This is a genomic window from Cohnella sp. OV330 (assembly GCF_900112065.1).
GTDB lineage: Bacteria > Bacillota > Bacilli > Paenibacillales > Paenibacillaceae > Cohnella.
Genome location: NZ_FOKE01000019.1, coordinates 23,320 through 50,019 on the forward strand (window position 1 = coordinate 23,320; position 26,700 = coordinate 50,019).

Consider the following 26,700-nt stretch of genomic DNA (forward strand, 5'->3'; position numbering starts at 1 on the left):
TACTTATGGACCGCCTTGCCGTCCTGCTATCCTTGATTTGCACACAACAATACCGGTTCATTCGGGGAGGGCGTCTCTGTTGAGAAAAAAAGGCTGGCTGGCAGGCATCGCTTCGCTGGCGCTCGTAACGGGCGCAATGGCAGGCTGCGGCAACAACGATAACGGCGGGAACGCGAGTCCCGAGGCAAGCGGCAAATCGGAAGCGTCTTCATCGGCATCGGCCGGCTCGAAGCCGAGCGGCGGCACGGTGAAGCTGAAGATGTGGGGCGGGGTGCCTCCGGAGTCCGGACCGCAGGAGGTCATGGACAATTGGAACAAAGCGCATCCGGACATCCAGATCGAATACGTGCGCTACGTCAATGACGACGAGGGCAACCTCAAGCTCGACACGGCGATGATGACCGGACAAGACGTCGACCTATACGTCAACTATACGCTGTCCCAAACGGCCAAGCGGGTCGAATCCGGCTTTGCGGCGGACCTCAGCCAATATACCGATTATAATATCGACGAAAAGATGGGAGCCGACGCCGCAGGCTGGAAGATCGACGGCAAGTTCTACGGCATGCCCACGACGAAAAGCTCGTACTTCGTGGCGCTGAACAAGGACGCGCTGGACGCGGCAGGCCTCGCGGTGCCGAAGGACTGGACCTGGGACGAGATGCGCGAATACGCCAAGAAGCTCAAAAAGGGCGACGGTTACGGTTTTATCCAGAACACCGAGCCGTACGTCGATCCGATCGACGCCGTGCTGTCGCAGGACGGCTACACGAAGGCCGACGGCACCTCGAACCTGGATCACCCGCTCGTCCGCAAGTGGCTCGAATCGCTGAACGGCATGATGAAGGACGACAAGACGACGCCGCCGCTCGGCGAGCAGTTGACGAGCAAGATGCCGGTCGAGCAGATGTTCCTGAGCGGCGAGGTGCCGATGCTGAACATCGGCGCTTGGCTGCTCCGCAGCTCCAACAACTTCACGGATTACCCGCGCGACTTCAAGATCGCGTTCGCGCCGGTGCCGCGCTTGCAGGACGAGGCCGAAGGCTTCATGACGAGAGGCGGCATCGGCGACTACATCTCGATCAACGCCAAGTCCAAAAACCAGGCTGCCGCCTGGGAGTTCCTGAAGTGGTACGCGGACGGCGGCATGGCGCCGATGGCCGCGGGCGGACGTCTGCCGGCTTCCAAGGACGCCGATCAGGACGCGGCGCTCGCGAGCATGCTTGGCGACAAGGCCGACACGTACGACAAGGACTCGCTCATGTACGTCGTCTTCGACAACAAGACGCCGACCTTCGTCCGCTCCGTGCCGCAGGAGGTCATGGACCTTCGCTCGCAGGAATACGAGAAGTACTTCCTCGGCGCGCAGGACCTCGATGCGACGATCGCCGCGATGGTGAGCCGGCACAACGAGTTTTTGAAGAAGTCAAAATAAGTTTTAAACCGGGATTGCCGTCCGAGACGGCAGTCCTTTTGCCTGTTCATATACCGAATCATCAGGAGGAATTCGCATGATCGCATGGCAATCAGAGCTCCATAACGTTGAAGAATTGGTCGAGATACCCGGCAGGCCTGGCTTATTGCTGCAGCGCGTGCCGGAGGAGGTGCGCGAAGGCTTGACCGAGGAAGGGCAGCGGCACATTCGCCGAGCAGCGCTGACCGAGATCCGGTTCGTCGCGGAGGCGGGCGAAACGCAGGTGACGCTGGCGAGCTACGTTGCGCCAAGCCGCGTTCAAATCTATTATGGAGACTACTGGGTGGAAGACCGGACGATCGGCGAGCAGCCGGAGACGCTGACGCTGGCGGCGCGGGATCCTCGCTTTCAGTTCGATTCGCCTTGGCGGGAGGGCGTGCCGAGACGATCTTTCGGCCCGGTATGGCGGATCCTCGTCCACGGCGGCGAAGTCCATCTTCTCGAGCTCAGCGGCGCGTCGCTGCGGCCGCCGCGCGAGGAGGAGAAGCCGGCGCTGCGCTATCTCGCTTACGGCACGTCGATCACGTTCGGCGGCTCGGTATCTTCGCCGGACGCGACCTACGTCGCGCAGGCCGCCTGGCGGCTCGGCCTCGATCCGCTCAATCTCGGCGTGCCGGGAGCCGCGCACTGCGAGCCGGCGATCGCCGCGCATATCGCCGGACGGCAAGATTGGGATATCGCGACGCTGTGCCTGTCGGTAAACATGCTGAATCAGGGCGTGACCGCGGAAGAATTCGAGGCACGCGCCGGGGCAATGGTCCGCGAGATCGCGTCCGCGCACCCGGGCAAGCCGGTGCTGTGCATCGGGTTGTTCTCCGGGTTTCCGGACCTGGGCTATACGTGGCCAGGCCGCGACGTACGCGCGACGAGCGAGGCGTACAGGCGGACGCTGCGGGCGATCGCGCAGGATCCCGCTTTCCCGAATGTCGGTTATGCGGACGGCAGCGAGCTGCTGGACGACTGGCGCGGACTTTCCCACGACCTGCTGCATCCTGGCACGCATGGGATGGTTCGCATCGGCGAGCGCCTGGCCGAACGCATGCGTCCGATGCTGCCGCAAGCGCGCGAGCGATAAGAGGCGTTGTCGACGCGACCGCAAGCGACTAGATGCGCTCGATTGTCCGCCCGCCTTGCATACGAATCGCGCCGCCGCGGGTAAAGAAGGGCATACGGATCAAAAAACGGGCGATTCGTCCGCAAGCGCTTCGTATGCGGGCGAATCCCGTCACAGGAGGTGCGGCCGTCATGAAGAAGACACGTACACTGGCGATCAGCGACATCCACGGCTGTGCGGAGCAGTTAAAGCGGCTGCTCGTCAGGTGCGGCTTCGACGCGCAACGCGACCAACTCGTCCTGCTGGGCGATTACGTGGACCGCGGCCCCAGGAGCAGGCAAGCCGTCGCTCTCGTACGGCGGCTTGTGAGAGAGTCCGGCGCGATTGCGCTGCAGGGCAATCACGATCGGCGTTTCGTTCGGGTGATACAGGGCCGAGCGCATCCGGAGGAGCTTCGCAAGTTTTTCGAAAAGGGAGGCGCCGAGGCGATCGGCAGCTATCTGGGCAAGGAATATAGATCGAAAATCGTGCCCGAACGAGTCGACGAGTATCGCGCGCGTATTCTCTCATGCTGCGAGGAGCATATTCGATTCCTGGAGCATCTGCCCTATTACTACGAGGACGATCGCTTCATATACGTGCATGCCGGTCTGAATCCGGATATCCGGGATTGGCGGCAGCAGAGCGTCATGGATTACTTGTTCATCCGCGAGGCGTTCTACAAGCATCCGGTAAAGGCCGGCAAGACGGTCGTATTCGGCCATACGAAGGCGATCGAACTGCACGATACGCCCGACGTATGGTTCGGCGGCGACAAGATCGGCATCGACGGCGGATGCTCGTACGGCTATCAACTTAACGCGCTGGAGATCGTGGACGGCGCCGTGACCCAAGTCTACGTCGAGCCGGCAACGAGGGCGAGCCCGCAGACCGCCGGCCGCAGCTCCCAGTGAATATCGCGATGAGCCGAGAAGGAGGAAAATCCGCGGAAAATAGGGAAATGTTATTGTCGAACGCTTAACGGCCTCACGACTCTCGAATGCCGCAATTCATATGAATTTACGAATGATCAGGGGGAACCAGATGTGAGGGACGGACAAAAGCAAGAGGGTTGGGGGGCCGGGAGCGGCGGCGAGACCGTGGATCATATCCCATTGATCTGGGAGCGCCCGATGTCCGGCGCGGGTCGGGATCTGGTTGTTTGGCTGCCGGGACTAACGGGGAGTAAGGACAAGCTGCGCGAGCATCTGCGTCTGTTCGCGGATGCCGGATTCACGGCCGTCTCCTACGATCCTTACGAGCACGGGGACCGGATGCGGGAGACACCGGAGGCGTTCCGGCAAAAGCTCGGCGCCAACAAACGACGGTACTTTTGGCCGATGATCGCCCTCACGGCCGAAGAATACCCGCGCGTTATCGATTGGGCGTTCGAGCGCTTCGGTCTGGACGGCGCAGTAATGGCGGGCGGGATATCGATGGGCGGCGACATCGCGGTGACGGCGGCGGGCCTGGACCGCCGCATCCGGGCGGTGGCGGCTTGCATCTCCACGCCGGACTGGCTTCGTCCTGGATCTGACGAGGCGCCGAGCGAGCCCGATACGTATGCCTGGAATTGCTATCGGCGATGCAATCCGCTGACGAACGCCGCGCTGTACGCTCACGCGCCGGCGATCCGCTTCCTGAATGGCGCGCAGGACGGTCACGTGCCGCCTGACGGCGCCCGACGGTTCCGCGCGGCGCTGGCGGATGCATACGCGCCGTGCCCGGAGCGCTTCGTCGCGACCGAGTACGAAGGCGTCGGCCATACGTTCACGGAGACGATGCTGCAGGACGCGCTGTCCTGGTTCGCAGCCCATCGCAGCGACGGTTAAAAGGACGAAAAAAGGGATAAACAGCGCCGCCCGAATAGAACATTTTGATGTTTTCCGCCTCTCGAAGCCGCCCCCCGGGCGGCTTTTTTTGCATGGATATGTGCGATGAAGACGATGGATTTGTTCCTTATGGGATCGGCGCGCGGTTGGTAGACTGGAGCTATTCATTCGAGAAGCGAGGTTAACGCGCATGTACAACAACTGGATGAGAAGGCAGCGCCTGCTCGGCTACGTGTTCATCGGCCCCAGCATGCTCGGGGTGCTGGTGTTTTTCCTGATCCCGGCCGTCTATTCGTTCGGCCTCATGTTCACGAATTACAAGTTCATGAGCCCGAACGTCGAATTTGTCGGTCTTGACAACATCGTCCGGATGCTGCACGACGACCTGTTCTATCTGTCTCTGCGCAACACGGTCGTTTTCCTGCTCGCGGTGCCGGTGTCCATCGGGCTCGGCTTTGTCGTCGCGGTCATTTTGAACCAGAAAATTTATTTGAAAAAACTGCTGCGGGGCTTGTACTTCATGCCTTACATCACGAGCGGGGTCGCGGTCGCGTTCGTCTGGATGCTGCTGTTCCAGCCGAAGCAGGGGCCGATCAACGGGTTTCTGCGCAGCGTCGGCATCGAGCACCCGCCGGGCTGGTTGTCGACCACGACGTCCTCGATGTACGCGATCGACATCATCTGGGTATGGTTTTTGCTTGGCTACAACATGATCATCTACCTGGCCGCGCTGCAGGAGGTATCGTCCGAGCTGCTCGAAGCCGCCAAGATCGACGGCGCGAGGCCGACGCAAATTTTGCGCAAAATCATCTGGCCGCTCGTTAGTCCCACGACGTTCCTGCTGCTGATCACCGGCCTCATCATGACGATCAAGACGTTCGGCATCATCCAGGCGACGACGCAGGGCGGACCGGGCAACAGCACGACGATCCTGTCGCTTTACGTTTACCAGAACGCGTTCCGCTACTACGACATGGGCTATGCCGCCACGATCTCCTGGGCGCTGTTCGCGATCATTCTGCTCATCACGCTCCTGCAGTGGCTGGGTCAAAAAAGATGGGTTCACTATTAAGCCGCCGAGGAGGGCATCAGCGATGGAGCTTAAACGCAGTTTGACGTCCGGCGCGGCCGGAAGGCTGCTCGTCACGGTCATCATGCTGGCGCTCGCGATCGTCATGATCATTCCTTTCCTGTGGATGATCAGCACGTCGCTCAAGACGCCGGCCGAAGTATTCAAGTATCCGATCGAATGGATTCCGTCGCATCCGACGTGGGCGCATCATCACAAGGTATGGACCGGGCCGAAGAGCTTCGGCACGTATTATCTCAACTCGCTCAAAATCTCGATTATCGGCATGGTCGGCGCCACGTTTCTGTCGGCGTTCGCTGCTTACGGCTTTGCCCGAATCGAGTTCAAGGGGCGCAATGCGCTGTTCATGATCTACCTGTCGATGATGATGGTGCCGCCGCAGGTGCTGTTCGTGCCGAAGTTCATCATGTTCGAGTGGGCGGGCATCTACAATACGCATCTGGCGCTTATTCTGCCGGGCCTGTTCACGATTTTCGGGGTGTTCATGCTGCGCCAGTTTTTCTTATCGATCCCGCACGAGATTTCCGAATCGGCGTTTCTCGACGGGGCCGGCCACTTCCGCATCTTTTTCCGGCTCGTCCTGCCGTTGGCCAAGCCCGCGCTCGCGACGCTCGCGATCATCGACTTCTCCTGGCAGTGGAACGACTACGAGAACGCGCTCGTGTTTTTGATCGACGAGAAGCTGTACACGGTCCCGTTGGGCCTGCAAAACTTCATTTTGGAAAACACGGTCGACTATAACGGCATGATGGCCGCGGCGTCGGCCGGCATCCTCCCGATGATCGCGGTCTTCGTCATCGGCCAGCGCTTCATTATTCAAGGCTTGACCAATTCTGCGGTAAAAGGGTGAATCGGCATATGCGCACGGAAACGATAAGCAGCGATATTACGGTCGTCGGCGGGGGGCTATCGGGCATCTGCGCCGCCATCGCCGCGGCCAGGCTCGGACGCAAGGTCGCGCTCGTGCACAACCGGCCCGTGCTCGGCGGCAATTCGAGCAGCGAGGTGCGCGTGTGGGTGTGCGGCGCGACCGCGCACGGCACGAACCGGTACGCACGCGAGACGGGCATCATGGGCGAGCTGTTCGTCGAGAACCAGTACCGCAACCCCGACGGCAACCCGTACATGTGGGATCTGGTGCTGCTGGAGGCGGTGCGGGCGGAGACGAACATCACGCTGCTTCTGAATACCGACGTGCACGAGGTGGAGGCGGAAGGCGGCGAGGAGGACCGGGCGATTAGGTCGGTCACCGGCTGGATGATGGGCTCGGAGCGGCGGATCCGCTTCGAGAGTCCGATTTTTCTCGACTGTACGGGGGACGGGCTGATCGGCTTCCTGGCAGGCGCACGTTACCGGCTCGGCCGGGAAGCGCGAAGCGAATTTAATGAGGAGTGGGCACCGGAAGTCGCGGACGACATCACGCTCGGCAGCACGCTGCTGTTCTATACGAAGGACGCGGGCCGGCCGGTACGGTTCGTGCCGCCGAGCTTCGCCAAGGACATCGCGCAGACGCTGATCCCGATTCGGAGAGTGATCAAGAGCGGCGATTCGGGCTGCCATTACTGGTGGATCGAATGGGGCGGCGAGCTGGATACGGTGCATGACAACGAGCGGATCCGCGATGAGCTGTGGTCGGTTATTTACGGCATCTGGGATTATATCAAGAACTCGGGGCAGTTCGACGCGGAGACGATGACGCTGGAGTGGGTCGGTTCGATGCCGGGCAAAAGAGAGTACAGGCGCTTCGTCGGGGATTATGTGCTGAACCAGAACGATATCATCGCGCAGGAGCCGTTCGATGACCGGATAGGATTCGGCGGCTGGTCGATCGACCTGCATCCGCCGCAGGGCATGTATGCCGAGGAGAGCGGCTCCAAGCATATGCACGCGGACGGCGTCTACCATATTCCGTACCGCTCGCTGTATTCGGTCAACGTGCGCAATCTGCTGTTCGCGGGGCGCAACGTCAGCGCCTCGCACGTCGCGTTCGGCACGACGCGGGTGATGGCGACGTGCGCGGTCATGGGCGAAGCGGCGGGGACCGCGGCGGCGCTGTGCGCGGAGAAAGGCGCGACGCCGCGCGACGTATATTTGGCTCATCTGGCGGAGCTGCAGCAGACGCTGCTGCGCCAGGACGCGGCGATCGTGGGCGTTGCCTGCGAAGACCCGGACGATCTGGCGCCGCAGGCTGCGGTGAGCGCTTCGTCGCAGCGGACGCGGATCGCGGTCGAAGAGGCCGTGACCGTGTATCCGCTCGTGCGCGATGCGGGCATTCTGTTTCCGGTGAATCCGTCGATGCGGGGGCTGGAGCTGCTCGTATCGGCGGATGCGGATACGGAGCTGACCGTCGAGCTGTGGGACACGGGCCGGGCTGAAAACTATGTGCCGGCCGGTCTGATCGGCACTGCGATCGCCGCCGTGCCGCACGGCGAGCTGCAGTGGACGGCGTTCGATTTGCCGTGGACGCCGTCCCGGCCGCAGAATGCGTTTCTCGTCGTGCGGCGCAACGCGGCGGTCAGGCTTCATCAGGCCGCGGAGCCGCTCACGGGCGTGCTGGCGTTCGAACATGGCGCCGCGCCGCATGCCGTGGCGACGCTCGAGGACCATGACGAGACGCAGCCCGTCGTCGCGTGGAGCATGAAAAAGCTCGTCCGGCGGCCGTTCTGCTTCCGCGTGCTCGGCGAGACGACAGCTTATTCGCCGGCGCAGGCCGTCGGCGGCTACAAGCGTCCATACGGCGGACCGAACCTATGGGCATCCGAGCCGCTTGACGACTGCGAAGCCTGGCTCTCGCTCGAGTGGGAGCAGCCGATCTCAGCCCGCGAGGTGCGCCTCACCTGGAACGACGACGTGAACGAGGACCTGATCAACCTGCATCATCACCGCACGCCGTTCGAAGTCATCCCCGAGCTTGTGGAGGCGTACCGCGTCGAAGCCCGTATGGGCGGCGAATGGACGGTCGTTGCAGCGGTTACCGGCAATCGGCGCCGCGCCAACCGCGTGCAACTGCCATCAGCGCTGGCGGCGGATGCCGTCCGCATCGTCGTCGAGCGCACGAACGGCGCCGCCTGTGCGGAGCTGGTGGAGATTCGCGTATACGCATAATAAGGAAAAAAAGCATCGACGCGAGTTCCATAGAGGCGCTGGCGTCGATGCTTTTTAGCGGGCTTCCGGGATAGCTGCTAAAGAACAGTTATTAGTGGCGTTATTGAGCTGTCCTTGTGAAATAGTTGTCAAAAGGCATTTATTCCGAGCGCCAACGGGACTTTTGCGGATTTTATCAGCAATTAACTACCTTTTAGCCACTATCCGATTGCCGGATCACACTAGCGATGAATTAGTGGCCTTTTGACAACTATTTGTCCTCCCCGCTAACCGCTCGGAATCGCGCTTACTTGGCGTAGTAGCCGCCGTCGATCAGCAGCTCGACGCCGGTAATATACGACGATTCGTCCGACGCCAGGAACAGGACGCCGCGCGCGATGTCCTCGGGCTTGCCGAGCCGCTGGAGCGGCGTCTGTGAGAGCGCCCACTGGGTCATGCGGTCGTCGTTGAAAAGGCCGGCCGTCATCGGCGTTTCGATATAGCCGGGGTGGACGGAGTTCGCCCGGATGCCGAACTGCGCGTAGTCTACGGCCGTCGCCTTGGTGAGCATGCGCACCGCGCCTTTGCTCGCGGTGTATGGGCCCGTGCCGCTGCCGCCCGTGAGGTCGGCGATCGACGAAATGTTGACGATCGAGCCGCCGCCGGCTTCGATCATGTGCGGGATGACTTGCTTCTGGCCGTAGAACACGCTCGATACGTTGATCGACATCGGCTTGTCCCAGCTCTCGGCCGTCATCTCGAGGAACGGCGTCGCATTGGAGATGCCCGCATTGTTAACCAGAATGTCGATTTTGCCGAACGCCTTGACGACCTCCGCCACGATATGGATCCAGTCCTCCTCGGACGCGACGTTGTGCTTGAAGCCGATCGCGGTGCCGCCGGCCGCTTCGATCTCCTTGACGACCGCCTGAAGCTTTTCCTCCTGCAGGTCCGTAATCGCGACCTTCGCGCCTTCCTGCGCGAACAGCAGCGCGTCCGCTTTTCCCATGCCGCCTGCAGCTCCCGTGACGATCGCGACCTTGTTTTCCAGTCTTCCCATGATCGATAACCTCCCGTTATATTTTCGTCTGCAAATGCGCCGACATTTTGCGGTACGCCTCGATGAGCAGATCCATTTCCGCGTCCGAAAAACCGTCCCACATTCCGCTCGTCAGTTCCTTGTACTTGTCCAGCATGCGCTTCTCGAAAGCCCGGCCCGCATCGGTGATTTTAAGAAAAACCTGCCTGCGGTCTTCCTCGGACACGACCCGTTTCGCATATCCTTTGCTCACCAGCTTGCCGCTCAGATTCGTCACGGCGGGCAGCGATACGGCGAGCAAGCTCGCGAATTGCGATACGGTCATCCGGTCTTCCCGCGCCAGTGTCTGAAGCATGTAGTACTGGGGCGCCGTCATCTGGCTCTCCAGCAGCTTGGCGTAGCTCGCGACGACCGTCAGCATCTGGTTCGCGAACAACGTAGACAGCGTCTCCTGCTTGTCCAGTCCCATCACCTCGTTAAGATTTATTGTTCAATCTATTTAATTATTCACTGGCGAATAGTTAATATCTTTTAACTATTTTGGTGTAGCCAACTTCAGCGTCCCCGTCAACCCTCTATGGCGGATGGGATACCGCACAATCAAATCAAACGCGAACACATATACAGTAGGGATTCGACCGCATCCATCCAAAGGGGGGTTCGCGTGAAACGCGCCGTACGGTATCAAATATCGCCCCGATTGATTCGAGAAGCGTTCAAGCAATCCAAAAAAGCCAAAGTCGTCGGCGTAGACGGGCAGACGATCGGCGACTACAAGCGGAATTTAACGAAGCATTTGCGCGAACAACGCGAGCAATTGACCGCCGGAACGTACCGGCCTTCTCCGGTCCGAAGGGTGTTCATCCCGAAGCGCAAGGGGGGATTGCGAGCGATCGGCATTCCCACGGTCAAGGATTTTATCGTGCAAACGATGCTGAAAAACGAATTGTACCCGCGGCTGGACGCGCTGTTCCACCCGAATTCGTACGGCCACAAGCAAAAGCAGCATGCGCGCGAAGAAGCCATCCGGGTCGCAGGCAAGCGATGTCTGCGATACGACTGGACCGTCGTACTGGACATTCAAAGCTTCGGGGACAGCGTGGATCATCGACTGCTCATGAATATGCTCAGGCGGCATATCCGGAACAAGTGGGTATTGCTCTACACGCAGCGCACGATCAAGGCGCCCGAAAAAACGAAATCCGGGACCTTGATCCAAAAGAAGAAGGGACTCGCGCAGGGCAACAAATTAAACTTTTTGCTCGGCAATTTTTATTTGCACGGCATTTTCGATGCATGGATGCAAAAGAATCATCCCGATGTGCCTTTCGAACGATACACCGACGACATCGTCTGCCATTGCAGAAGCGAAGCGGAAGCCAAGGCGCTGTTAAAGCAAATCCGCGGACGGTTGAAGGCGCACGGGCTGACCGCTCATCCCGATAAAACGAAAATCGTGTACTGCAAGGACGGAACGCGCAAAGGCAGCTATCCGAACGTGTCGTTCGAATACTTAGGCTCGTCCTTTCGATCCCGCCGCGTGAAAAACGCCTCCGGCAAAACGACGACCCGATTTGCGCCGGAATAATCCCTTTACTATAAATTCGACGCGAAAAGCACGTTCCCTGGAGCGTGCTTTTTAACTTGCCATTAATCAAGTAGGGTTGCAAATGAAGTAAAAAAGCGGTACTTTAAGAGAAGAGTGTTAGTGACCACTAACTATCAATGGAAGGGGGGGCGAACGTATCGCGCAGGACGAGAACGACAGCAGAGAAAAGCTCATGCAAGCGGCCATCGACCTGATGGCCGACAAAGGCTTCAAGGGCGTATCGACCAAAGAAATCGCGGCGGCGGCAGGCGTCTCCGAGATGACGTTGTTCCGGCGCTTCGGGACGAAGCTGACGCTGCTCGAGCAGGCGGTGGAGCGGTACCATTATGCGGTCGAGATGACGAGCGCGTTCGAGGAGAAAATCGTCTGGGACTTGGGCGAGGACCTGAGGTCGATCGGCCGCGTCTATCACGAGATCATGGCGCGCAACCGCAAGCTGTACTTGATCGTGCTGAAGGACGACGCACTCGCCGGAGTGCGGGAGAAGGCGCAGCGCCATCCGAAGAAGATGCTCGAGCTGCTGACGGACTATTTAAACGAGATGCGGTTGAAAGGCAAGCTTGTCGAGACGGATACGCAAATGCAGGCGATGACGTTTATGTGGATGCATTTCGGCGCGTTCATTTCGCGCTTGTACGGAGGAGATCCGCTGTCCGAAGCGTCCATGGCGGACGTCATCGAATCAAGCGCGGACTTGTTCGATCGGGCGTTGGCGCCTCAATATGCCGAGTGGGGGAGTGACGGGGAAATGGACAAAACGTCGGGTCGCGAAGAGAGGAGCGCGGTCGGCAAAACGAAGGATGCCGGCTATCAGATCGGCGTACGCAGGACGGTACCGGTCACGGTGGAGGCAGCCTGGCGCTTTTTGACCGGCACTGAAGGTCTGAGGGCCTGGCTCGGGGAAGCCGAAGACATCGTCGTTCGCGAGGGGGAGAACTTCGCGACGCGGGATGGAGACTCGGGAAGGTTCACGGTCGTCAAGCCCTTGTCCCACGTGCGGCTGCAATGGATGAAAAGCGATTGGGAAGCGCCGTCGACGCTGCAGATCCGGGTGCTCCCGGCCAAGCAAGGCGCCACGATCAGCATCCATCAGGAGAAGCTGTCCGGTCCGGCCGCCCGCGAGCAGATGAAGGCGCACTGGGAAGGCGTACAGGAAGCGATTCGAATGGGCTTGGAGGGCGGTTCCCGCTAAAGTGCGACTCAAATGCCGATCAAGGCATATGGCGATCATCGAATGATGGTCTCTATATGCGCTTGATCGGCGTTTTTTTATGCCTTTTCGCGTCCCATTCGCGATGCGATCGCCTATCGGCCGGTCCGGGGGCTTGGACGGGGCGCGGGAAAAGCCCGCCTAGCATATAATGCATTTCCTTCGCGTATCCGGGCGATGCGATGCTGCGCACGGAGCTTGACCTAAGCTCGCAGCGCCTGAGGAGGAGGCTGTTCGCCCACCACACGAATAGCGCAAAATTGCGCTATTCTCGCCCGCGAATGACCAACGCTCGCTCCGCCGCCATGCTGCCCATGGAATAGCGCAAAATTGCGCTATTTTCGCCCACGAGCGACCAACGCTCGCTCTATCGCTGCCATGCTGCCCATGGAATAGCGCAAAATTGCGCTATTTTCGCCCACGAGCGACCAACGCTCGCTCCATCGCTGCCATGCTGCCCATGGAATAGCGCAAAATTGCGCTATTCCCGTCTCGTTCCAAAATCAAAGGGAGGCCATCAACATGTTCAAGCCGAAAAGACCCGTCCTGCTGCTGCTCGCCGCGCTGCTGCTGGCATTCGCGGCGTCGTGCGGCAGCGCGAACGAAAAGCCCGCGAGCCCGAGCGCCGAGCCCGCATCGTCCGCATCCCCCTCGCCGTCCGCCGCCGATCCAAGCCCGAACGCGTCCGATGCGCCGAAGGAGATCGTGACGATCAAATTTTCCGAAGTCATCCGCTCGATCTTCTATGCGCCGTATTATGCCGCGATCAGCCAAGGCTACTTCGAAAAAGAGGGCCTGAAGCTGGACATGAACACGGCCCAGGGCTCCGACAAGGGCGCGGCCGCGCTCATCGCGGGGACGGCGGACATCTCGCTCGTCGGACCGGAGACAGCCATCTATATTTACAACCAGCAGGGCGACAAGAAGCTTAAGATTTTTCACCAGTTGACGATGAAGGACGGCTCGTTCCTGCTGTCCCGCGACAAGGCAGACGCCTTCGACTGGCACGCGCTCACAGGCAAGAAAATCATCGGCTGGCGTCCCGGCAGCGCGCCCCAGATGGTGATGGCTTCGACGCTCAAAGCCCAGGGCGCAGAAGGGGCGAACGTCGTCACGAACATCGCCGCGCCGGCGATGGCAGGCGCATTCGCGAGCGGGCAGGGCGATTATATCCAGCTGTTCGAGCCGGTCGCCTCCACGCTCATCGCGGAAGGAAAGGCCTATTACGTCGCTTCGCTCGGCGAGACGTTCGGCGACTTCCCGGAAACGTCGTTCGTCGCGACCTCGGACTATATCGATAAGCATCCGCAGATCGTCCAAGGCTTCGTGAACGCCGTCGCCAAGGCGACCGCCTGGCTCGCGAGCGCGTCCGACGACGAGATCGCGACGGCGCTATCGCCGTATTTCGAGGGGACGCCGAAGGAACGGATCGTCGAATCGGTTCGCCACTACCAGCAACAAGACACGTGGCCGGCTACGCCGGTGCTGACCGCCGAAGCGTTCGACAAGCTGCAGACCGTGCTGATCGACAACGGCGTGCTGAAGGCCGAGGATAAGATCGCCGATATTAACGCGATCGTCGACATGCGCTTCGTCCAGCGGATCGGAGAGGCGGGATGAACCGATGGCGCAAATCGAGCTGCAGGGCGTCGGGCTGAGTTATTTTACGCTGAAGCAGGAAACCGAGGCGCTGAGCGACATCCGCGCGTCGATCGAACGCGGGGAATTCATCAGCGTCGTCGGACCGAGCGGCTGCGGAAAAAGCACCTTGCTCTCCCTCGTATCGGGCATGCAGAAGCCGACGAAGGGTAAGGTGCTGATCGACGGGGCGGAGGTGCGCGGCGCCTCCCCCAAGGTGGGCTACATGCTTCAGCACGACCACCTGTTCGAATGGCGGGACCTGCTTAGCAATCTGCTCGTCGGCGCCGAGATCCGGCGCATGGACATGAAGAAGGCGAAGCGCAAGGCGCTCGAGCTGCTCGAGCGCTACGGTCTCGGCGGGTTCGCGGGGCACAACCCGGCCCAGCTGTCGGGCGGCATGCGGCAGCGGGTGGCGCTCATCCGCACGCTTGTGACGGAGCCGGACATTTTGCTGCTCGACGAGCCCTTTTCCGCGCTCGACTACCAGACGCGTTTGACGTTGGCCGACGAGGTTTTTCACATCATCAAGGATCAAGGCAAGACGGCCGTGCTCGTGACGCACGACATCTCCGAGGCGATCGGCATGGCCGACCGCGTGATGGTCATGTCGAAGCGGCCGGGCACGATCGCCAGCGTCCACGACATTCGTTTCGACGAGGGCGAAGGGCTGTCTCCATGGAAAAAGCGTGAAGCGAGCCGTTACCATTCTTATTTTAACGCGATATGGAAGGAGCTGGACGGTCATGTCGTCGAACGGGGATAACGAAATGCCGGATGCGCAGGACCGTCAAACCGTCTCCTCCGCCGGTCCCGCTTCCCCGCAGTACAGGAAGTACTTGCGCGCGCAGCGACGCTTGCGCTTGGCCGTCTGGCTCGCCAGATTCGCGCTGCTCGCGGCGTTCCTCGGCGTCTGGGAGCTGGCCGCGGACCGCAAATGGGTCGACGCCATGCTGACGAGCCGTCCGTCGCAGCTGGTAACGGCATTCAGAAGCCTGGCCCTCGAAGGCAGGCTGTGGCATCACGCCTGGGTCACGACGTCGGAGACCGTCATCGGCCTGGCGCTGTCGATGGCGCTCGGCACGGCGATCGCGGTCGCTCTCTGGTGGTCCGCATACGCGTCGAAGGTGCTCGAGCCGTATATGGTCGTGCTGAACGCGCTGCCCAAGGTAGCGCTCGGGCCGATCTTCTATATTTGGCTCGGGGACGGCTATTCGGTGTACGGCATGGCGATCGCCATCTCGGTCATCGTCACGATCATGATGCTCGAGTCGGGCTTCAAGGAGATCGGCCAGTCGAAGCTGAAGCTGATGGAGTCGTTCGGCGCGACCAAGTTGCAGACGCTGCGGATGGTGCTGCTGCCCGCAAGCGTCCCGAATCTCATCGCGACGCTGAAGGTCAACGTGGGTCTGACGCTCGTCGGCGTCATCATGGGCGAGTTTTTGTCGTCGAAAGCCGGTCTCGGCTACATGATCATCTACGGAGGCCAAGTGTTCCAGATGGACATGGTCATGGTCGCCATCGCGATGCTCGCGGTGCTTTCCATGGCGTTGTACGGGGTCGTCGCGGTCGTCGGCAGGTTCGCTCTACGGCGCCATCACTATGAGTAAACGGCATGCCGCCGCGCCGCCGTCGCAAGCCGGCGGCGCGGCGGATGAAGGCGATGCCGCGCATTGTTGCCGAGATCGCGCCCTAAGCGATATACTCGGAGCGAACGGCAGCCTTGAAAGCCGCCGGTATCCTTCTCGTACATAAGGAGACGTTGCCTGTATGAGCCAAGCCGAAGCCCAATCCCAGTATTCATCAATTATGATCTCGATTCACGGCACAGCCGCCAAGGCGATCGCCGTCACCTTCGACGACGGGCCGAACCCCGAATTTACTCCGCAGATGCTGGACATTTTTCGCGAGGAAGGAGGCCGGGCGACATTCTATATGACCGGCGACCAAATCGCGCGTTATCCTGATACGGCGCGACTCGTGCAGGCCGAAGGCCATGAGATCGGCAATCATTCCTACACGCATCCGAATCTGACCGAGTTGGACGAGGGAGCCGTCAGGGCGGAGCTTGTCCGCACCGGCGACTTGATCCGCGAGACGGTGGGCGTGCAGCCTGCGACGTTTCGCCCGCCCTATCTGGCGACGGACGCCAAGGTCGAACGCATCGCGCGCGAACTCGGCTACGCGGTCATCGGCGGCGTGAACGGCGCTGCGCGGGACTGGGAAATGCCCGGGGCCGATCATATTTTAGAAGTCTCTCTCGCCGTCGCGAAGCCGGGCAGCTTCCTACTCTTCCACGACGGCTATGGCGACCGGTCCCAGACCGTGGAGGCAGTGCGAGTGCTCGTGAAGACGCTGAAAAAGGAAGGTTATATGTTCGTCACGGCTAGCGAGCTGCTTGCTATGAAGTAACCCATCCAAAAAGCCCAGCAGGATACGGCGTCGGAGCGGACACTCCGCTTCGATCCGTATCCTGCTGGGCTTATTTGCAGCCGGGAGAAGTCTCAATCGGAAACAACGTTTGCGCCGAGCCAACCTTCCACGCAAAAGTAGTCCTGACTAGAATCAATTCTATTCACGCCTCGACCCTACTTAACAAGGAAGTCTCAATCGGATATAAATGAAACTCTCGCGACAGTCTCCTGAAAAAAGAAGTTCTGACCAGGAACAATCCCAACCTTGTCTCAATTACGCTCGATAAGGAAGTCCCAACCGGAAACAGCGCTTGCGCTGAGCCGGCCCTCCATGCAAGAGGCGCAAGCTCCCGTCACACGCCCGAATACGCCATGAAGCCGCCGTCCACCGGGATGAATGCGCCGGTCACGAAGCCCGACGCCGCGTCGTCGACGAGCCATAGCAGCGTGCCGAGCAGATCCTCCGGTTGGCCGAACCTGCGCATCGGCGTGTGCGCGATGATCTTGCCGGACCGCTCCGTCAGCGAGCCGTCCGCGTTTTTGAGCAAGGCGCGGTTCTGCTCGGTCAGGAAAAAGCCCGGCGCCAGCGCGTTTACGCGGATGCCCGATTCGGCGAGATGCACGGCGAGCCACTGCGTCCAGTTGTTGATGGCCGCTTTGGCCGCGCTATATGCGGGCACCTTCGTCATCGGCGACGGGGCGCTCATCGAGGAGACGTTGACGATGACGCCGCTGCCCCGCTCGGCCATCGAACGGCTGAATATCTGGGATGGGATGAGCGTCCCCATGAAGTTCAGGTCGAGCACGCCGCGGAAGCCGGCGGCGCTCAGGTCGAAGAAGGTGGTTACGCCTTCTTGCCCGAGATCTTCGGGGCGGAAAATCTCGTTGGTCGTGTTGGCGCTCGGATGATTGCCGCCCGCGCCGTTAATCAGGATGTCGCAGGGCCCCAGCTCTCGCGATACGACGGCCTCGGCCGCGCGGACGCTGTCCGCGTCGGTGGCGTCGCAGGCGACGGCGATCGCCGTGCCGCCTGCCGCGCGAATCTCGCCGGCGACTTGTTCGCCCTTCTCCACCGTCCGGTTAAGGACGGCGACCTTGGCGCCTTGGCGGCCGAGCTCCTTGGCCATCACGCGGCACAGGACGCCGGAGCCGCCGGTGATGACGGCGACCTTGCCCGCGAGCGATTCGTGGATCGGAAGGAGATTCCCGCTCATACGGCAGCCTCCTTGGTCTTGGCGTCCGCGGCCGCGCGAACGGCCGCGTCCCACAGTCCCCACAGGTACATGATGCCGAGCGCGCGGTCGTAGAGCCCGTAACCCGGACGGCATACTTCGCCCCACAGATGGCGGCCGTGGTCCGGACGCGCATAGCCCGCGAAGCCGACGTCATGGTACGCCTTCACGATGCCGGCGATGTCGACCGAACCGTCCTGCGTCCGGTGGGAGGTCTCGATGAAGTCGCCGTTTTCGTATACGCGCACGTTCCGGATATGCGCGAACGGGATGCGGTCCGCGAACTCGTGGATCATGGACACGATATCGTTGGCCGGATTGGCGCCGAGCGAGCCGCTGCACAGCGTGATGCCGTTGTACGGACTGTCGTGCAGCGCGAGGAACCGGCGGAAGTTGGCCTGGCTCGTCATGATGCGGGGAAGACCGAAGATCGGCCACGGCGGATCGTCCGGGTGGATCGCCATCTTGATGCCGCACCGGGCGGCGACGGGGATGACCTCGTCCAGGAAGTATCGCACGTTTTCCCAGAGATCCTCTTCGGTAACGCCTTTATAAGCCTCGAACAAAGCGGTCAAATGCGCGAGCCGCTCCGGCTCCCAGCCCGGCATCGTGAGCTCCGAGTTTTCGTTGATCTGCCGGACCAGCTCGAACGGGTCGATGTTGTCGATCCGGCTTTTTTCGTAGAACAGGGCGGTGGACCCGTCCTCCATCTCCTTGTGCAGCTCGGTCCGCAGCCAGTCGAACACGGGCATGAAGTTGTAGCAGACGACCTTGACGCCGACTTGGCCCAGCTTCTCCAGCGTTCGCTTGTAATTCTCGATGTAGGCGTCCCTGCTCGGAAGTCCGAGCTTGATGTCCTCGTGGATGTTCACGCTTTCAACCACGTCGATGTTGAGTCCGGCTGCGTGCGCCTCGTCCCGTAAAGCCAGAATCTTCTCCATCGGCCACTCTTCGCCTGCGGGCATGTCGTGCAGCGACCATACGATCCCCTCGACGCCCGGGATCTGCCGAATCTGCTCAAGCGAGATCGTGTCGTTGCCCGTGCCGAACCAGCGGAACGTCATTCTCATGGCTTGCCGTCTCCTCCCGATATGAAATAATGCGGGTACTTGTCCATCAGATGCGCCAGATCGCGAACGCCGAGCAGCAGATGCTCCTGCATGACGCGTTCCGCCCGGTCGGCATCGCCGGCCTTGACGGCCCGAAAGATGGTGTCGTGCTGCTCGTACAGATGCTGCCAATGGCGGTCCGCCACGAGTCGCAGCATCCGGCTGCGGTTCAAATGGACGTTCATCTGCCCGATGGCGCGCCACGTATTGAGCTTCCCGCAGCCGTCGAACAAAATCCGGTGATAGGCTTCGTCCAGCTCGAACAGCCTGCGGTCGTCCTCGCGCTCGATGCTCTTCAGCTGCAGGGCGAGATTGTCCTCCAGCGCGTGCAGATGCGCGTCGGGAAAATGCGCGCAGGCGAGCCTGACGACGGCCCGCTCGAGATGCTCGCGCATGAACCGGGCTTCCTCGACCAACGCGGGATCGATGAGCGAGACGAACGTCCCCCGCTGCGGCAGCACCTGCACGAGGCCCTCCTGGGCGAGACGCACGAAGCTCTCGCGAACCGGCGTCCGGCTGACGCCCAGCACGAGCGAGGATTCCTTCTCGGACAGGGCGGTGCCGGGGGCCAGCTCCAGATTCAGAATCTGTTCCTTCAGCTTCGCGTAGACTGTCTCCCGCGCCGAGGGCTCCTGTGCGCGTCCGTTCGTATACATGGCAGCATGACTCCTTCCGGGCTTTCATCAGTATCCTACCATACTTGTATGGTAGTGTGGTAGGTGTTTTATGAAACCGGATATAAAACGGGATTTATGGGAGTCTGCTTAACCAAATCTGAAAGCCAGATCAACCAAATCTGAAAGCCTGCTCAACCGCATTGATAAAAAACCTGCTAATTTGCAGGCTTTAAATGCCTATTAGAGACGCTGCATTGAATGCCTGCGGATATGCAGGCTTTTCGGCATGTCAGTCCCAGATGAAGCGTACCGAATTAGAAAAGATGCATAAACGCGGGAATTTAGCGGTAAACAGGAAGTTGTCACTGAAAAGCCTGCATATTCGCAGGTTTCTCATAACAAACACTTCTTAGTTGAGTGCGCCTTTTCGCTGATACGCCAAGATTCGCCGCACCAACATGCACTAGCACCAAATCGCCGCCCGCACAAACACGCCACCCGCACAAACACGCCGCCCGCACCAACACGCCACCCGCACCAACACGCCACCCGCACCAACACTGCCGCGTCAACATGTTGTCCACACGAACCCGCCCACAATCCAGCAATTGACGAACTAAGTTACGCCCCATCGAAGCTATCTCTCACAGCAGCCTCACAGCAGCCGGATTCATTTCATACCTCACGATATGTTTGCCTTGAGCGCCCGACAACGGCGCGAACAGTCCTTTTTCGCTCAGCGAACGGAGCGTCCGGACGGCGATGCGATGGTTGACCTTCAAATGCTCGGCTACGTCGATTGGACGAAGCGGCCTGGATAGACTGCATGCAAGGCGGATCGTTTCCCGTTCCGCAAGTCCGTCGAGACCGACGGGAGCGGCCTCGGCTTGGTAGCGGCTGATGAACATACGCAGCAGCGTAACGCACAGATCCGGCCGGGCTACCACGTCGTCATAGGAGAAGGAGACAACCTGATAGCCCATTGCGCCGAGAAACGTTTCCCGATTCAACTCATTGCAATACTTTTGCCGGTCCATGTCACGAACATGCGAACCGAAGCCTTTGATCTCGATAACGAATTTGAAGGTCAGAAAAATCCAGACGAAGTCGCAGAAATAGGATATGCCCCGCCAATCCATCACCTCGTACTCGGGATGCAGCCCTTCGAAATTGCCGCGAAGCCGCCACCATACGTTTTTACAAAATAACTTTTCCGCCTCCCGGTGACCGCGTTCTAGTCGGCCCCTGCGTTCACCGGTACGACGGGCCAAATGAGCTTCAATAAACTCGGCATGCGCTTGTTCAAAAGACATCGCTTGTCAACCCTCCTAAAATAGAAAACGCCCCTTCTGCATTCGCTTGGAATGAAGAGGGACGTGCTTCGTCTCATACGTTGAATTATAGCAGCTATGCGGCATTCGTCCATATGCAAAACATAACCCGCTCATAATTCAATCCGCCCCCGGGCACCGTAAGCCGGTTGGAAAAGACGGCCACTTAACGGGAGCGTAAGCGAACATGCCGCAAAACGATCGGGCTTCGCAAGAAAAAGACAAGCTGAAGTGGTGGCAGCTCAGCTTGCTGGGCGTGGCCTGCACGGTAGGCACCGGCTTCTTTTTGGCGTCCAGAATCGCGATCGAGGTGGGCGGTCCGGCGATTTTGCTGGATTACCTGCTGGCCGCGCTCGGCGCTTATTTCGTATTCGACAAGCTGGCGCGCATGACGGCGCAGGCGCCGCTCGAGGGCTCGTTCCGATCGTATGCGAAAAAGGCATTCGGGAGATGGGCGGGCTTCAGCAGCGGATGGATCTATTGGTCGTCGGAGCTGCTGATCATGGGCAGCCAGCTCACGGCGCTGTCGCTGTTTTCGCAGTTTTGGTTTCCGCAAGTGCCGATGTGGTGCTTCGCCGCGGGATTCGGCGCGTTAGGGCTGCTCATTATCTTCTGGGGAACGAAGGGCTTCGAGCGGATGGAAAACGCGTTCGCCGTCACGAAGCTCGCGGCGGTCGTCATGTTCCTGGTCATCGCGATTCTCGTGCTGTCCGGCGTCATTACGACGGACAAGCACGGACCCGCGATGCCCGCCGCTTGGTTTCCCGTCGGCGCGATGGGGGTTTGGTCCGCGCTCATTTTCGCCTTTTACAGCTTCGGCGGGCTGGAAGTGGTGGGGCTGATGGCAGTGCGGCTTAAAAAGCCCGAGGATGCGCCCAAAGCGGGCACGGTCATGCTGCTGCTCCTGGCCTTTCTTTACGTGGCGTCGCTCGCGTTCGTGCTCGTGCTCGAGCCTTGGAAGTCGTTCACCGGCGATAAGAGCCCGTTCGTCATCGCGCTGGCCGATTACCGGCTTCCGTTCGTCCCGCATCTGTTCAATGCGATCCTCATCGTAGCCGGCTTTTCGACGATGACCGCCTCGATGTTCGCCGTCACGGCGATGGTCGTCACACTCGCCAAAGACCGGGATGCGCCGCCTGCGTTCGAAGCCAAGGAAGAGAAAGGGAGGAAGGGCCGCCTGCCGGCGATCGGCCTCACGGCCGCCGGGATGACGGCGTCGGTCGTGTTCGCTCTGCTCATGCCGAAGAGCGTCTACGAATACGTGACGACCGCAGCGGGCTTGATGCTGCTGTACAACTGGCTATTCATCCTGGTGACGTCGGGCAGGCTGTTGAAGACAGGCATTTGGGGCAAAGTCAAGCAGTATGCGGGTATCGGATTGATCGCGCTTGCAGTATCGGGCACCTGGTTTCACCGCGTGAGCCGCCCGGGTTTTTGGATCAGCTTGGGCTTCGTCGCCGTCATCGGGGGCGTCACGCTGATCATGCAGCGGCAGTGGAACAAGCAGGACAACGGGCAGAAGGCTCAGGGCAAAAATAATCTATCCGAACAGGGCGTCATACGCTTCGAGCCCGAAGTATACGCCGAAGCCGATCAGCGACAGGCCCGACGCGACCGATATCGCGGCAAGGAGCCCGGGCGTTAGCAGACGGCGGAAGGAGCTCGAGAGCAGCGCCATAAACACGTCCCATAGCATGATGCCCGTCAGCACGGCGGCGCTGTACAACAGCACCTCGCGGGCTTCGTACTTGGCGATCATATCGGCGAGCATCGAGCCGTAGATGCCGAGCCAGAACAAGATCGAGAGCGGATTAAAAAGAGACATGAAGAAGCCGGCCGCGAGCGATTTGACGGCGGCTTCTTTGTGCGCATGCAGACGAACGGCCGTCCGTCTGGCGTTCAGAATGCTCTCGACGCCGATGTAAGTCAGCACGAAAAAGCCGAACAGCCACAAAAACGTCTGCATGAACGGAATCCCCAAAAAGTGGATGACGCCGAAGTAAACGAGCAGCATGAAGATGCCGTCCGCGCATAATGCGCCAAGACCCAGCAGCCACGCGTGAAAAAAACCGCTGCGGATGCCCCGCTCCATTTGTGCCGCGTTGATCGGTCCGATCGGCGCGGCAAGCGACAGCCCCAGCAGCATATGACTGAGCAAAACATTCATCATTTTCGCCTCCAGCGCGAAGTACTTGTCTACCTCGTACAACCTATGACGCAGACGGACGCGCTAGCACGCATGGATAAATATCGCATTCCCCCTAAAAAGCTAAGATATGCACATTGCGATTTGCGAGCCTCGAGGGTATGCTTTTCTGACGAATGTCCGCATTTTACTAAAGCGGGTTCATGGGAAAGGGGAGACCCTCGTGCTGGCGCTGATCGTGGACGACGAACTGGAGATTAGGGAAGGACTACGAACGCAAATTCCCTGGGCCGACTACGGGGTAGAGGAGACGATGGTCGCGGACGACGGCGACACGGCGCTGGTGATCGCCAGGGCGCGGTTGCCCGACCTCGTCGTCACGGATATCCGGATGAACCGCATGTCGGGACTCGAACTCCTCGAGCGCCTGTCCGCCGAGCGTCCCCAAGGGTGGAAGGGGATCGTCGTCAGCGGATACGACGATTTCGACATCGTTCGGACGGCCATGAAGCTGGGCGCGATGGACTATATATTGAAGCCGATCAATGCCGACGAATTGGGCGAGATCGTCACCCGGACGATCGGACAGCTGCGCAAGGAGCGCATCGAGCGCGAACGCCAGAGCCGGCTGCAGAGCCATCTGACCTCTGCCTTGCCCAAGATGCGGGACGAGGTCGTGCGCGAGCTGATCGAGGTGCCGTACGATCCGTACCGGGAGACGCGGATCCTGCACAGGCTGCGGACGCTGGAGCTCGATTGGCTGCTGGCCGGCCATCTGGCGCTCCTGCTCGTCGAAGTGGACGACCTGAAGTCGATCGGGACGCGGGAGGGCTCGCCGCTGGAGAAGGAGCTGATCCTGTTCGGCATCGGCAACGTCGCCAAGCAGACGCTCGAGGAGGACATGCCGCATCACGCCGTCCTCGTACCCGACCGGAAGAACCGGTGGGCGATCGTGCTGTCATGTCCCGAGAACGGGTGGCTCGAGGCTTGCAAGGAGCTGGCCGGGCTGTTGATTCGGCGCGCGAACCAATACGTGAAGGTGAACGTGAGCGTCGCGATCAGCTCGGGATGCGGCGATACGAAGCGTTTGCATGCGCTGTACCAGGAAGCGGAGGACATTCTGATGCAAAAAGCCGTCTACGGCGGCAACCGCATGCTGACGAGTCTCGGCTGGGAAAACGAAGCGGAGCGTGACGTGCCTTCGATCGCGCAGACGGACGAGGTGCTCGACTTGGTCCGGTACGGCACGGACGAGGATATCCGGACGGCGATGGACCGCTTCGTCGAGATGGTGCAGCATTGGGGCGCGGGCCATATCCGCGATACGCAGCAGCGGATTTTCGAATGGCTGCTGAGCCTGTTCAAAAAGGCGGCCGCGCTCGGCTGGAGCGACCGGTCCTGGGAGCGCAACCCGGTGATCGTCTGGGAGCGGCTCGAGAAGTTCGACACGCTGGAGTCGCTGCGGGAGCAGTCCGAGCAATTCCTGCTCGCCATGGCCGTCGACTTCCGCAGCCATGCGGCGCCGCCGAGCCAGATCATCCAGGAGGCGGACAAGTTCATCCGCGCGCACTACGCGGAGAGCCTTACGCTGCCGAGCGTGGCGGCCGAGGTGCACGTGACGCCGGTATGGCTGAGCAAGCTGTTCAAAAAGGAAATGCACAAAACGTTTCTCGAGCATCTGACCGACATTCGCATGGAGAAGGCGAAGCGGATGCTTTCGGACGTGCAATACAAAATTTACGAGATATCCGCGCAGGTCGGATACAAGGATCCCGTCCATTTCACCAAGGTGTTCAAAAGGCAGACGGGGCTGACGCCGAAGGAATACCGAAGGCTGCAGGGCATCGCGGATGAATAAAGGGATCTCGCTGCGGTTGGCCTCGTCGCTCCGCAACCGGATGATATTGATCTTCTTCATGATCATTGTCGTCCCTTTTTTATGGTTCGCCTATTACGCGCACGTCAAATCGATAGAAGGCATCTCGAACGCGAACCTGTCGATGACCAACAACTACTTGCTGCAGGTGCGCACCAACTTTCAAAACTACCTGAGCGCGCTGAACGATCAGGTCAACGACCTGATCGGCGACAAGCGCCTGCAGGATTTGCTCGAGCCGGCCGGCGGGGGCGCGGCCAACGAGGAATCGTTTACGGTCGATTTGCTGACTTGGCTGTACCAGCGCACCTCGGCCGTCGACGCCTTCCGGGTCAGCGTGTATCCCATCGATCCCGGTCGTTATGCCGATTACCTCAGCACGATCGGCGAACCGAACGTCGGCGCGCAGGCATGGTTCCGTCAATCCGCGGCGCAAGTCAGTCCTTCCTGGTACCTGAGGCTGCCGGAGAAGGGCAGGCTGGAGCGTCCGCTCCTTTCTTACGTCAAGCGTTTCTCGGGCTTGTACGATCAGACCCCGCGGGGCATTATCGCCACGGACGTGTCCGAGGACCAGCTCAAGCGGTTTTTCTCGCCCAGCGGGCAGATGATCGAGCAGCGGCTTCTGCTGCTGCGGGACGACGACGGCGTCGTGCTGTACGATTCGTTCGAAAACGACTGGACCGGCACGGCGTTCCCCTCGTCCGGCTTCGTGGAGCAGTTCCGCAAGGACAGCGAAGGGGAGAAAACGATCGAGGTCGGGGGAAGCAAGTATTTGGCGAGCTTCGTCCGGACGGACAACGAGCCCTGGGCGATCGTCAGCCTGACGCCGCTCAAGGATCTGACCGGCACGATCGACGAGATCAATCGGGCGACCGTCTATTTTCTGATCGGCTATTTGCTTTGCTGCGTCGGCGTCGTGCTGTATATTACAGCTTCCTTTACCCAGCCTATCGTGCGCCTGGTCCGTTATATGCGCAAGCTTGAGTCGGGCGATTACCAGCAGCAGATCCCGCCGTCCCGAAGACAGGACGAGGTCGGATGGCTGTACCGGGGCTTCGGCAGCCTCATCCGCAAGATCGAAGGCTTGATCAACGAAGCCTCGCGCGCGGAGCGCGACAAAAAAGAGCTGGAGTTCCAGGTGCTGAGCCATCAGATCAATCCGCACTTTTTGTACAATACGCTCGAGTCGATCCGCTGGAAGGCCGAGAAGCACGGCGCGGGCGAGGTCGCGCAAATGGTCGCCGCGCTCGGCAACCTGCTGCGGCTCAGTCTGAACCAGGGCAAGGAGATCACGACGCTCAGCAGGGAGCTGGAGCAGGTCCGAGCCTACGTCCAGATCGAGCAGGCGAGGATGGGACGGCCGATCCGGATCCTGTACGGCGTCGACGACGGGTTGAAAGAGCTGCCGTTCTTGCGGCTGCTGCTCCAGCCGTTGGTCGAGAACGCGATCCAGCACAGCATCCGCAACGACTTCGAGAGCGGGAAGATCCTGATCTCGGCCAGCCGGGAGGGCGGCGATATCGCGATCGATATTATCGACAACGGCGGCGGGATCCCGCCCGAAGCGCTCGCGAAGCTCGATATGGAGGAGCCGCCAGGCGGCCGCAGCTCGGAGAGCGCGAAGGGCGTCGGCCTGCGCAACGTCAACAATCGGCTGAAGCTATACTTCGGCGACGGCTACCGCCTGCGCATCGAGACAGGGCCGGATTTCGGCACGAAGATCGCGCTTCGGCACCCGATATTGGACAAAGAAGACAAGAGCCGGCCCGACTAGGGCGGCTCTTTTTTTGACCCGCGGCGCCCCCGTCCGAACAGGATAGGCAGGGACCGCAAAGGATAAGATCCGCTCATGGAACGTCGAACGGCCCCCCCTTATCATAAAGGTATCACGATAACAGAAAGGAAC

The 26,700-nt window shown here is 60.4% G+C and carries 23 protein-coding genes; 16 read left to right on the forward strand and 7 right to left on the reverse strand.

The window, feature by feature from the left end; all coding sequences use genetic code 11:
• The first annotated feature begins 79 nt into the window (after window positions 1-79).
• The 7 genes from BM235_RS30275 to BM235_RS30305 all read left to right on the forward strand — a co-directional run bounded on the left by BM235_RS30275 (window position 80) and on the right by BM235_RS30305 (window position 8,594).
• Window positions 80-1,435 carry an ABC transporter substrate-binding protein gene (locus BM235_RS30275; RefSeq protein ID WP_255374669.1) on the forward strand — a complete coding sequence of 452 codons (1,356 nt, stop codon included), beginning with the start codon at window positions 80-82 and terminating at the stop codon, window positions 1,433-1,435.
• A gap of 76 nt (window positions 1,436-1,511) precedes the next feature.
• Window positions 1,512-2,549 carry an SGNH/GDSL hydrolase family protein gene (locus BM235_RS30280; RefSeq protein ID WP_090117999.1) on the forward strand — a complete coding sequence of 346 codons (1,038 nt, stop codon included), beginning with the start codon at window positions 1,512-1,514 and terminating at the stop codon, window positions 2,547-2,549.
• 170 nt (window positions 2,550-2,719) lie between these two features.
• A complete protein-coding gene (locus BM235_RS30285) occupies window positions 2,720-3,481 on the forward strand; it encodes a metallophosphoesterase (protein ID WP_090118000.1) in 762 nt (253 codons plus the stop codon).
• Window positions 3,482-3,613: 132 nt separating this feature from the next.
• Window positions 3,614-4,399: a dienelactone hydrolase family protein gene (locus BM235_RS30290; protein WP_090118001.1), complete on the forward strand. Its 786-nt coding sequence runs from the start codon at window positions 3,614-3,616 to the stop codon at window positions 4,397-4,399.
• Window positions 4,400-4,589: 190 nt separating this feature from the next.
• Window positions 4,590-5,471, forward strand: a complete 882-nt coding sequence (locus BM235_RS30295) for a carbohydrate ABC transporter permease (protein WP_090118002.1) — start codon at window positions 4,590-4,592, stop codon at window positions 5,469-5,471.
• 22 nt (window positions 5,472-5,493) lie between these two features.
• The gene (locus BM235_RS30300) at window positions 5,494-6,339 is read left to right on the forward strand and encodes a carbohydrate ABC transporter permease (RefSeq protein WP_090118003.1); all 846 of its coding nucleotides are present in this window, start codon (window positions 5,494-5,496) and stop codon (window positions 6,337-6,339) included.
• An 8-nt stretch (window positions 6,340-6,347) separates the two neighbouring features.
• Window positions 6,348-8,594, forward strand: coding sequence for an FAD-dependent oxidoreductase (locus BM235_RS30305; protein WP_090118004.1), 2,247 nt, complete (start codon window positions 6,348-6,350; stop codon window positions 8,592-8,594).
• Between the two features lie 286 nt (window positions 8,595-8,880).
• On the opposite strand, the gene BM235_RS30310 is transcribed toward BM235_RS30305, so the two are convergent.
• Window positions 8,881-9,633, reverse strand: a complete 753-nt coding sequence (locus tag BM235_RS30310) for an SDR family NAD(P)-dependent oxidoreductase (protein ID WP_090118005.1) — start codon at window positions 9,631-9,633, stop codon at window positions 8,881-8,883.
• Window positions 9,634-9,649: 16 nt separating this feature from the next.
• The gene (locus BM235_RS30315; protein WP_255374670.1) at window positions 9,650-10,081 is read right to left on the reverse strand and encodes a MarR family transcriptional regulator; all 432 of its coding nucleotides are present in this window, start codon (window positions 10,079-10,081) and stop codon (window positions 9,650-9,652) included.
• A gap of 195 nt (window positions 10,082-10,276) precedes the next feature.
• On the opposite strand from BM235_RS30315, the gene BM235_RS30320 reads away from it, so the two are divergent.
• From BM235_RS30320 to BM235_RS30350, 6 genes are all read left to right on the forward strand, one after another.
• Window positions 10,277-11,200, forward strand: a complete 924-nt coding sequence (locus tag BM235_RS30320) for a reverse transcriptase domain-containing protein (protein WP_158543874.1) — start codon at window positions 10,277-10,279, stop codon at window positions 11,198-11,200.
• Window positions 11,201-11,393: 193 nt separating this feature from the next.
• On the forward strand, window positions 11,394-12,413 hold the full coding sequence (locus BM235_RS33040; protein ID WP_369803577.1) for a TetR family transcriptional regulator: 1,020 nt from the start codon (window positions 11,394-11,396) through the stop codon (window positions 12,411-12,413).
• 540 nt (window positions 12,414-12,953) lie between these two features.
• Window positions 12,954-14,051 carry an ABC transporter substrate-binding protein gene (locus BM235_RS30335; RefSeq protein WP_090118007.1) on the forward strand — a complete coding sequence of 366 codons (1,098 nt, stop codon included), beginning with the start codon at window positions 12,954-12,956 and terminating at the stop codon, window positions 14,049-14,051.
• Window positions 14,052-14,055: 4 nt separating this feature from the next.
• Window positions 14,056-14,835, forward strand: a complete 780-nt coding sequence (locus BM235_RS30340; RefSeq protein ID WP_090118008.1) for an ABC transporter ATP-binding protein — start codon at window positions 14,056-14,058, stop codon at window positions 14,833-14,835.
• Window positions 14,816-15,679 carry an ABC transporter permease gene (locus tag BM235_RS30345; RefSeq protein ID WP_199408946.1) on the forward strand — a complete coding sequence of 288 codons (864 nt, stop codon included), beginning with the start codon at window positions 14,816-14,818 and terminating at the stop codon, window positions 15,677-15,679. The genes BM235_RS30340 and BM235_RS30345 overlap by 20 nt, the downstream gene beginning before the upstream one ends.
• 160 nt (window positions 15,680-15,839) lie before the next feature.
• Window positions 15,840-16,481, forward strand: coding sequence for a polysaccharide deacetylase family protein (locus BM235_RS30350; RefSeq protein ID WP_255374671.1), 642 nt, complete (start codon window positions 15,840-15,842; stop codon window positions 16,479-16,481).
• 355 nt (window positions 16,482-16,836) lie between these two features.
• Here BM235_RS30350 and BM235_RS30355 read toward each other — a convergent pair whose 3' ends face one another.
• From BM235_RS30355 to BM235_RS30370, 4 genes are all read right to left on the reverse strand, one after another.
• Window positions 16,837-17,697 (reverse strand): SDR family oxidoreductase, encoded by an 861-nt coding sequence (locus BM235_RS30355; RefSeq protein WP_090118009.1) that lies wholly within the window; start codon window positions 17,695-17,697, stop codon window positions 16,837-16,839.
• A complete protein-coding gene (gene uxuA / locus BM235_RS30360) occupies window positions 17,694-18,785 on the reverse strand; it encodes a mannonate dehydratase (protein WP_090118010.1) in 1,092 nt (363 codons plus the stop codon). The genes BM235_RS30355 and uxuA overlap by 4 nt, the downstream gene beginning before the upstream one ends.
• Window positions 18,782-19,480 (reverse strand): GntR family transcriptional regulator, encoded by a 699-nt coding sequence (locus BM235_RS30365; protein ID WP_090118011.1) that lies wholly within the window; start codon window positions 19,478-19,480, stop codon window positions 18,782-18,784. The genes uxuA and BM235_RS30365 overlap by 4 nt, the downstream gene beginning before the upstream one ends.
• Before the next feature lie 605 nt (window positions 19,481-20,085).
• Complete coding sequence (locus BM235_RS30370) at window positions 20,086-20,754, reverse strand: DUF559 domain-containing protein (protein WP_090118012.1); 669 nt, start codon at window positions 20,752-20,754, stop codon at window positions 20,086-20,088.
• Window positions 20,755-20,959: 205 nt separating this feature from the next.
• Here BM235_RS30370 and BM235_RS30375 point away from each other — a divergent pair, with 205 nt between their 5' ends.
• Window positions 20,960-22,417, forward strand: a complete 1,458-nt coding sequence (locus tag BM235_RS30375) for an amino acid permease (protein ID WP_090118013.1) — start codon at window positions 20,960-20,962, stop codon at window positions 22,415-22,417.
• Here BM235_RS30375 and BM235_RS30380 read toward each other — a convergent pair.
• On the reverse strand, window positions 22,313-22,939 hold the full coding sequence (locus BM235_RS30380) for a LysE family transporter (protein ID WP_090118014.1): 627 nt from the start codon (window positions 22,937-22,939) through the stop codon (window positions 22,313-22,315). The two genes, BM235_RS30375 and BM235_RS30380, sit on opposite strands and share 105 nt — an antisense overlap.
• Before the next feature lie 202 nt (window positions 22,940-23,141).
• Here BM235_RS30380 and BM235_RS30385 point away from each other — a divergent pair, with 202 nt between their 5' ends.
• Together BM235_RS30385 and BM235_RS30390 are read left to right on the forward strand one after the other, a co-directional pair.
• Window positions 23,142-24,776, forward strand: coding sequence for a response regulator (locus BM235_RS30385; RefSeq protein ID WP_090118015.1), 1,635 nt, complete (start codon window positions 23,142-23,144; stop codon window positions 24,774-24,776).
• Window positions 24,769-26,568 (forward strand): cache domain-containing sensor histidine kinase, encoded by a 1,800-nt coding sequence (locus tag BM235_RS30390; protein ID WP_090118016.1) that lies wholly within the window; start codon window positions 24,769-24,771, stop codon window positions 26,566-26,568. The genes BM235_RS30385 and BM235_RS30390 overlap by 8 nt, the downstream gene beginning before the upstream one ends.
• The last annotated feature ends 132 nt before the right edge of the window (window positions 26,569-26,700 follow it).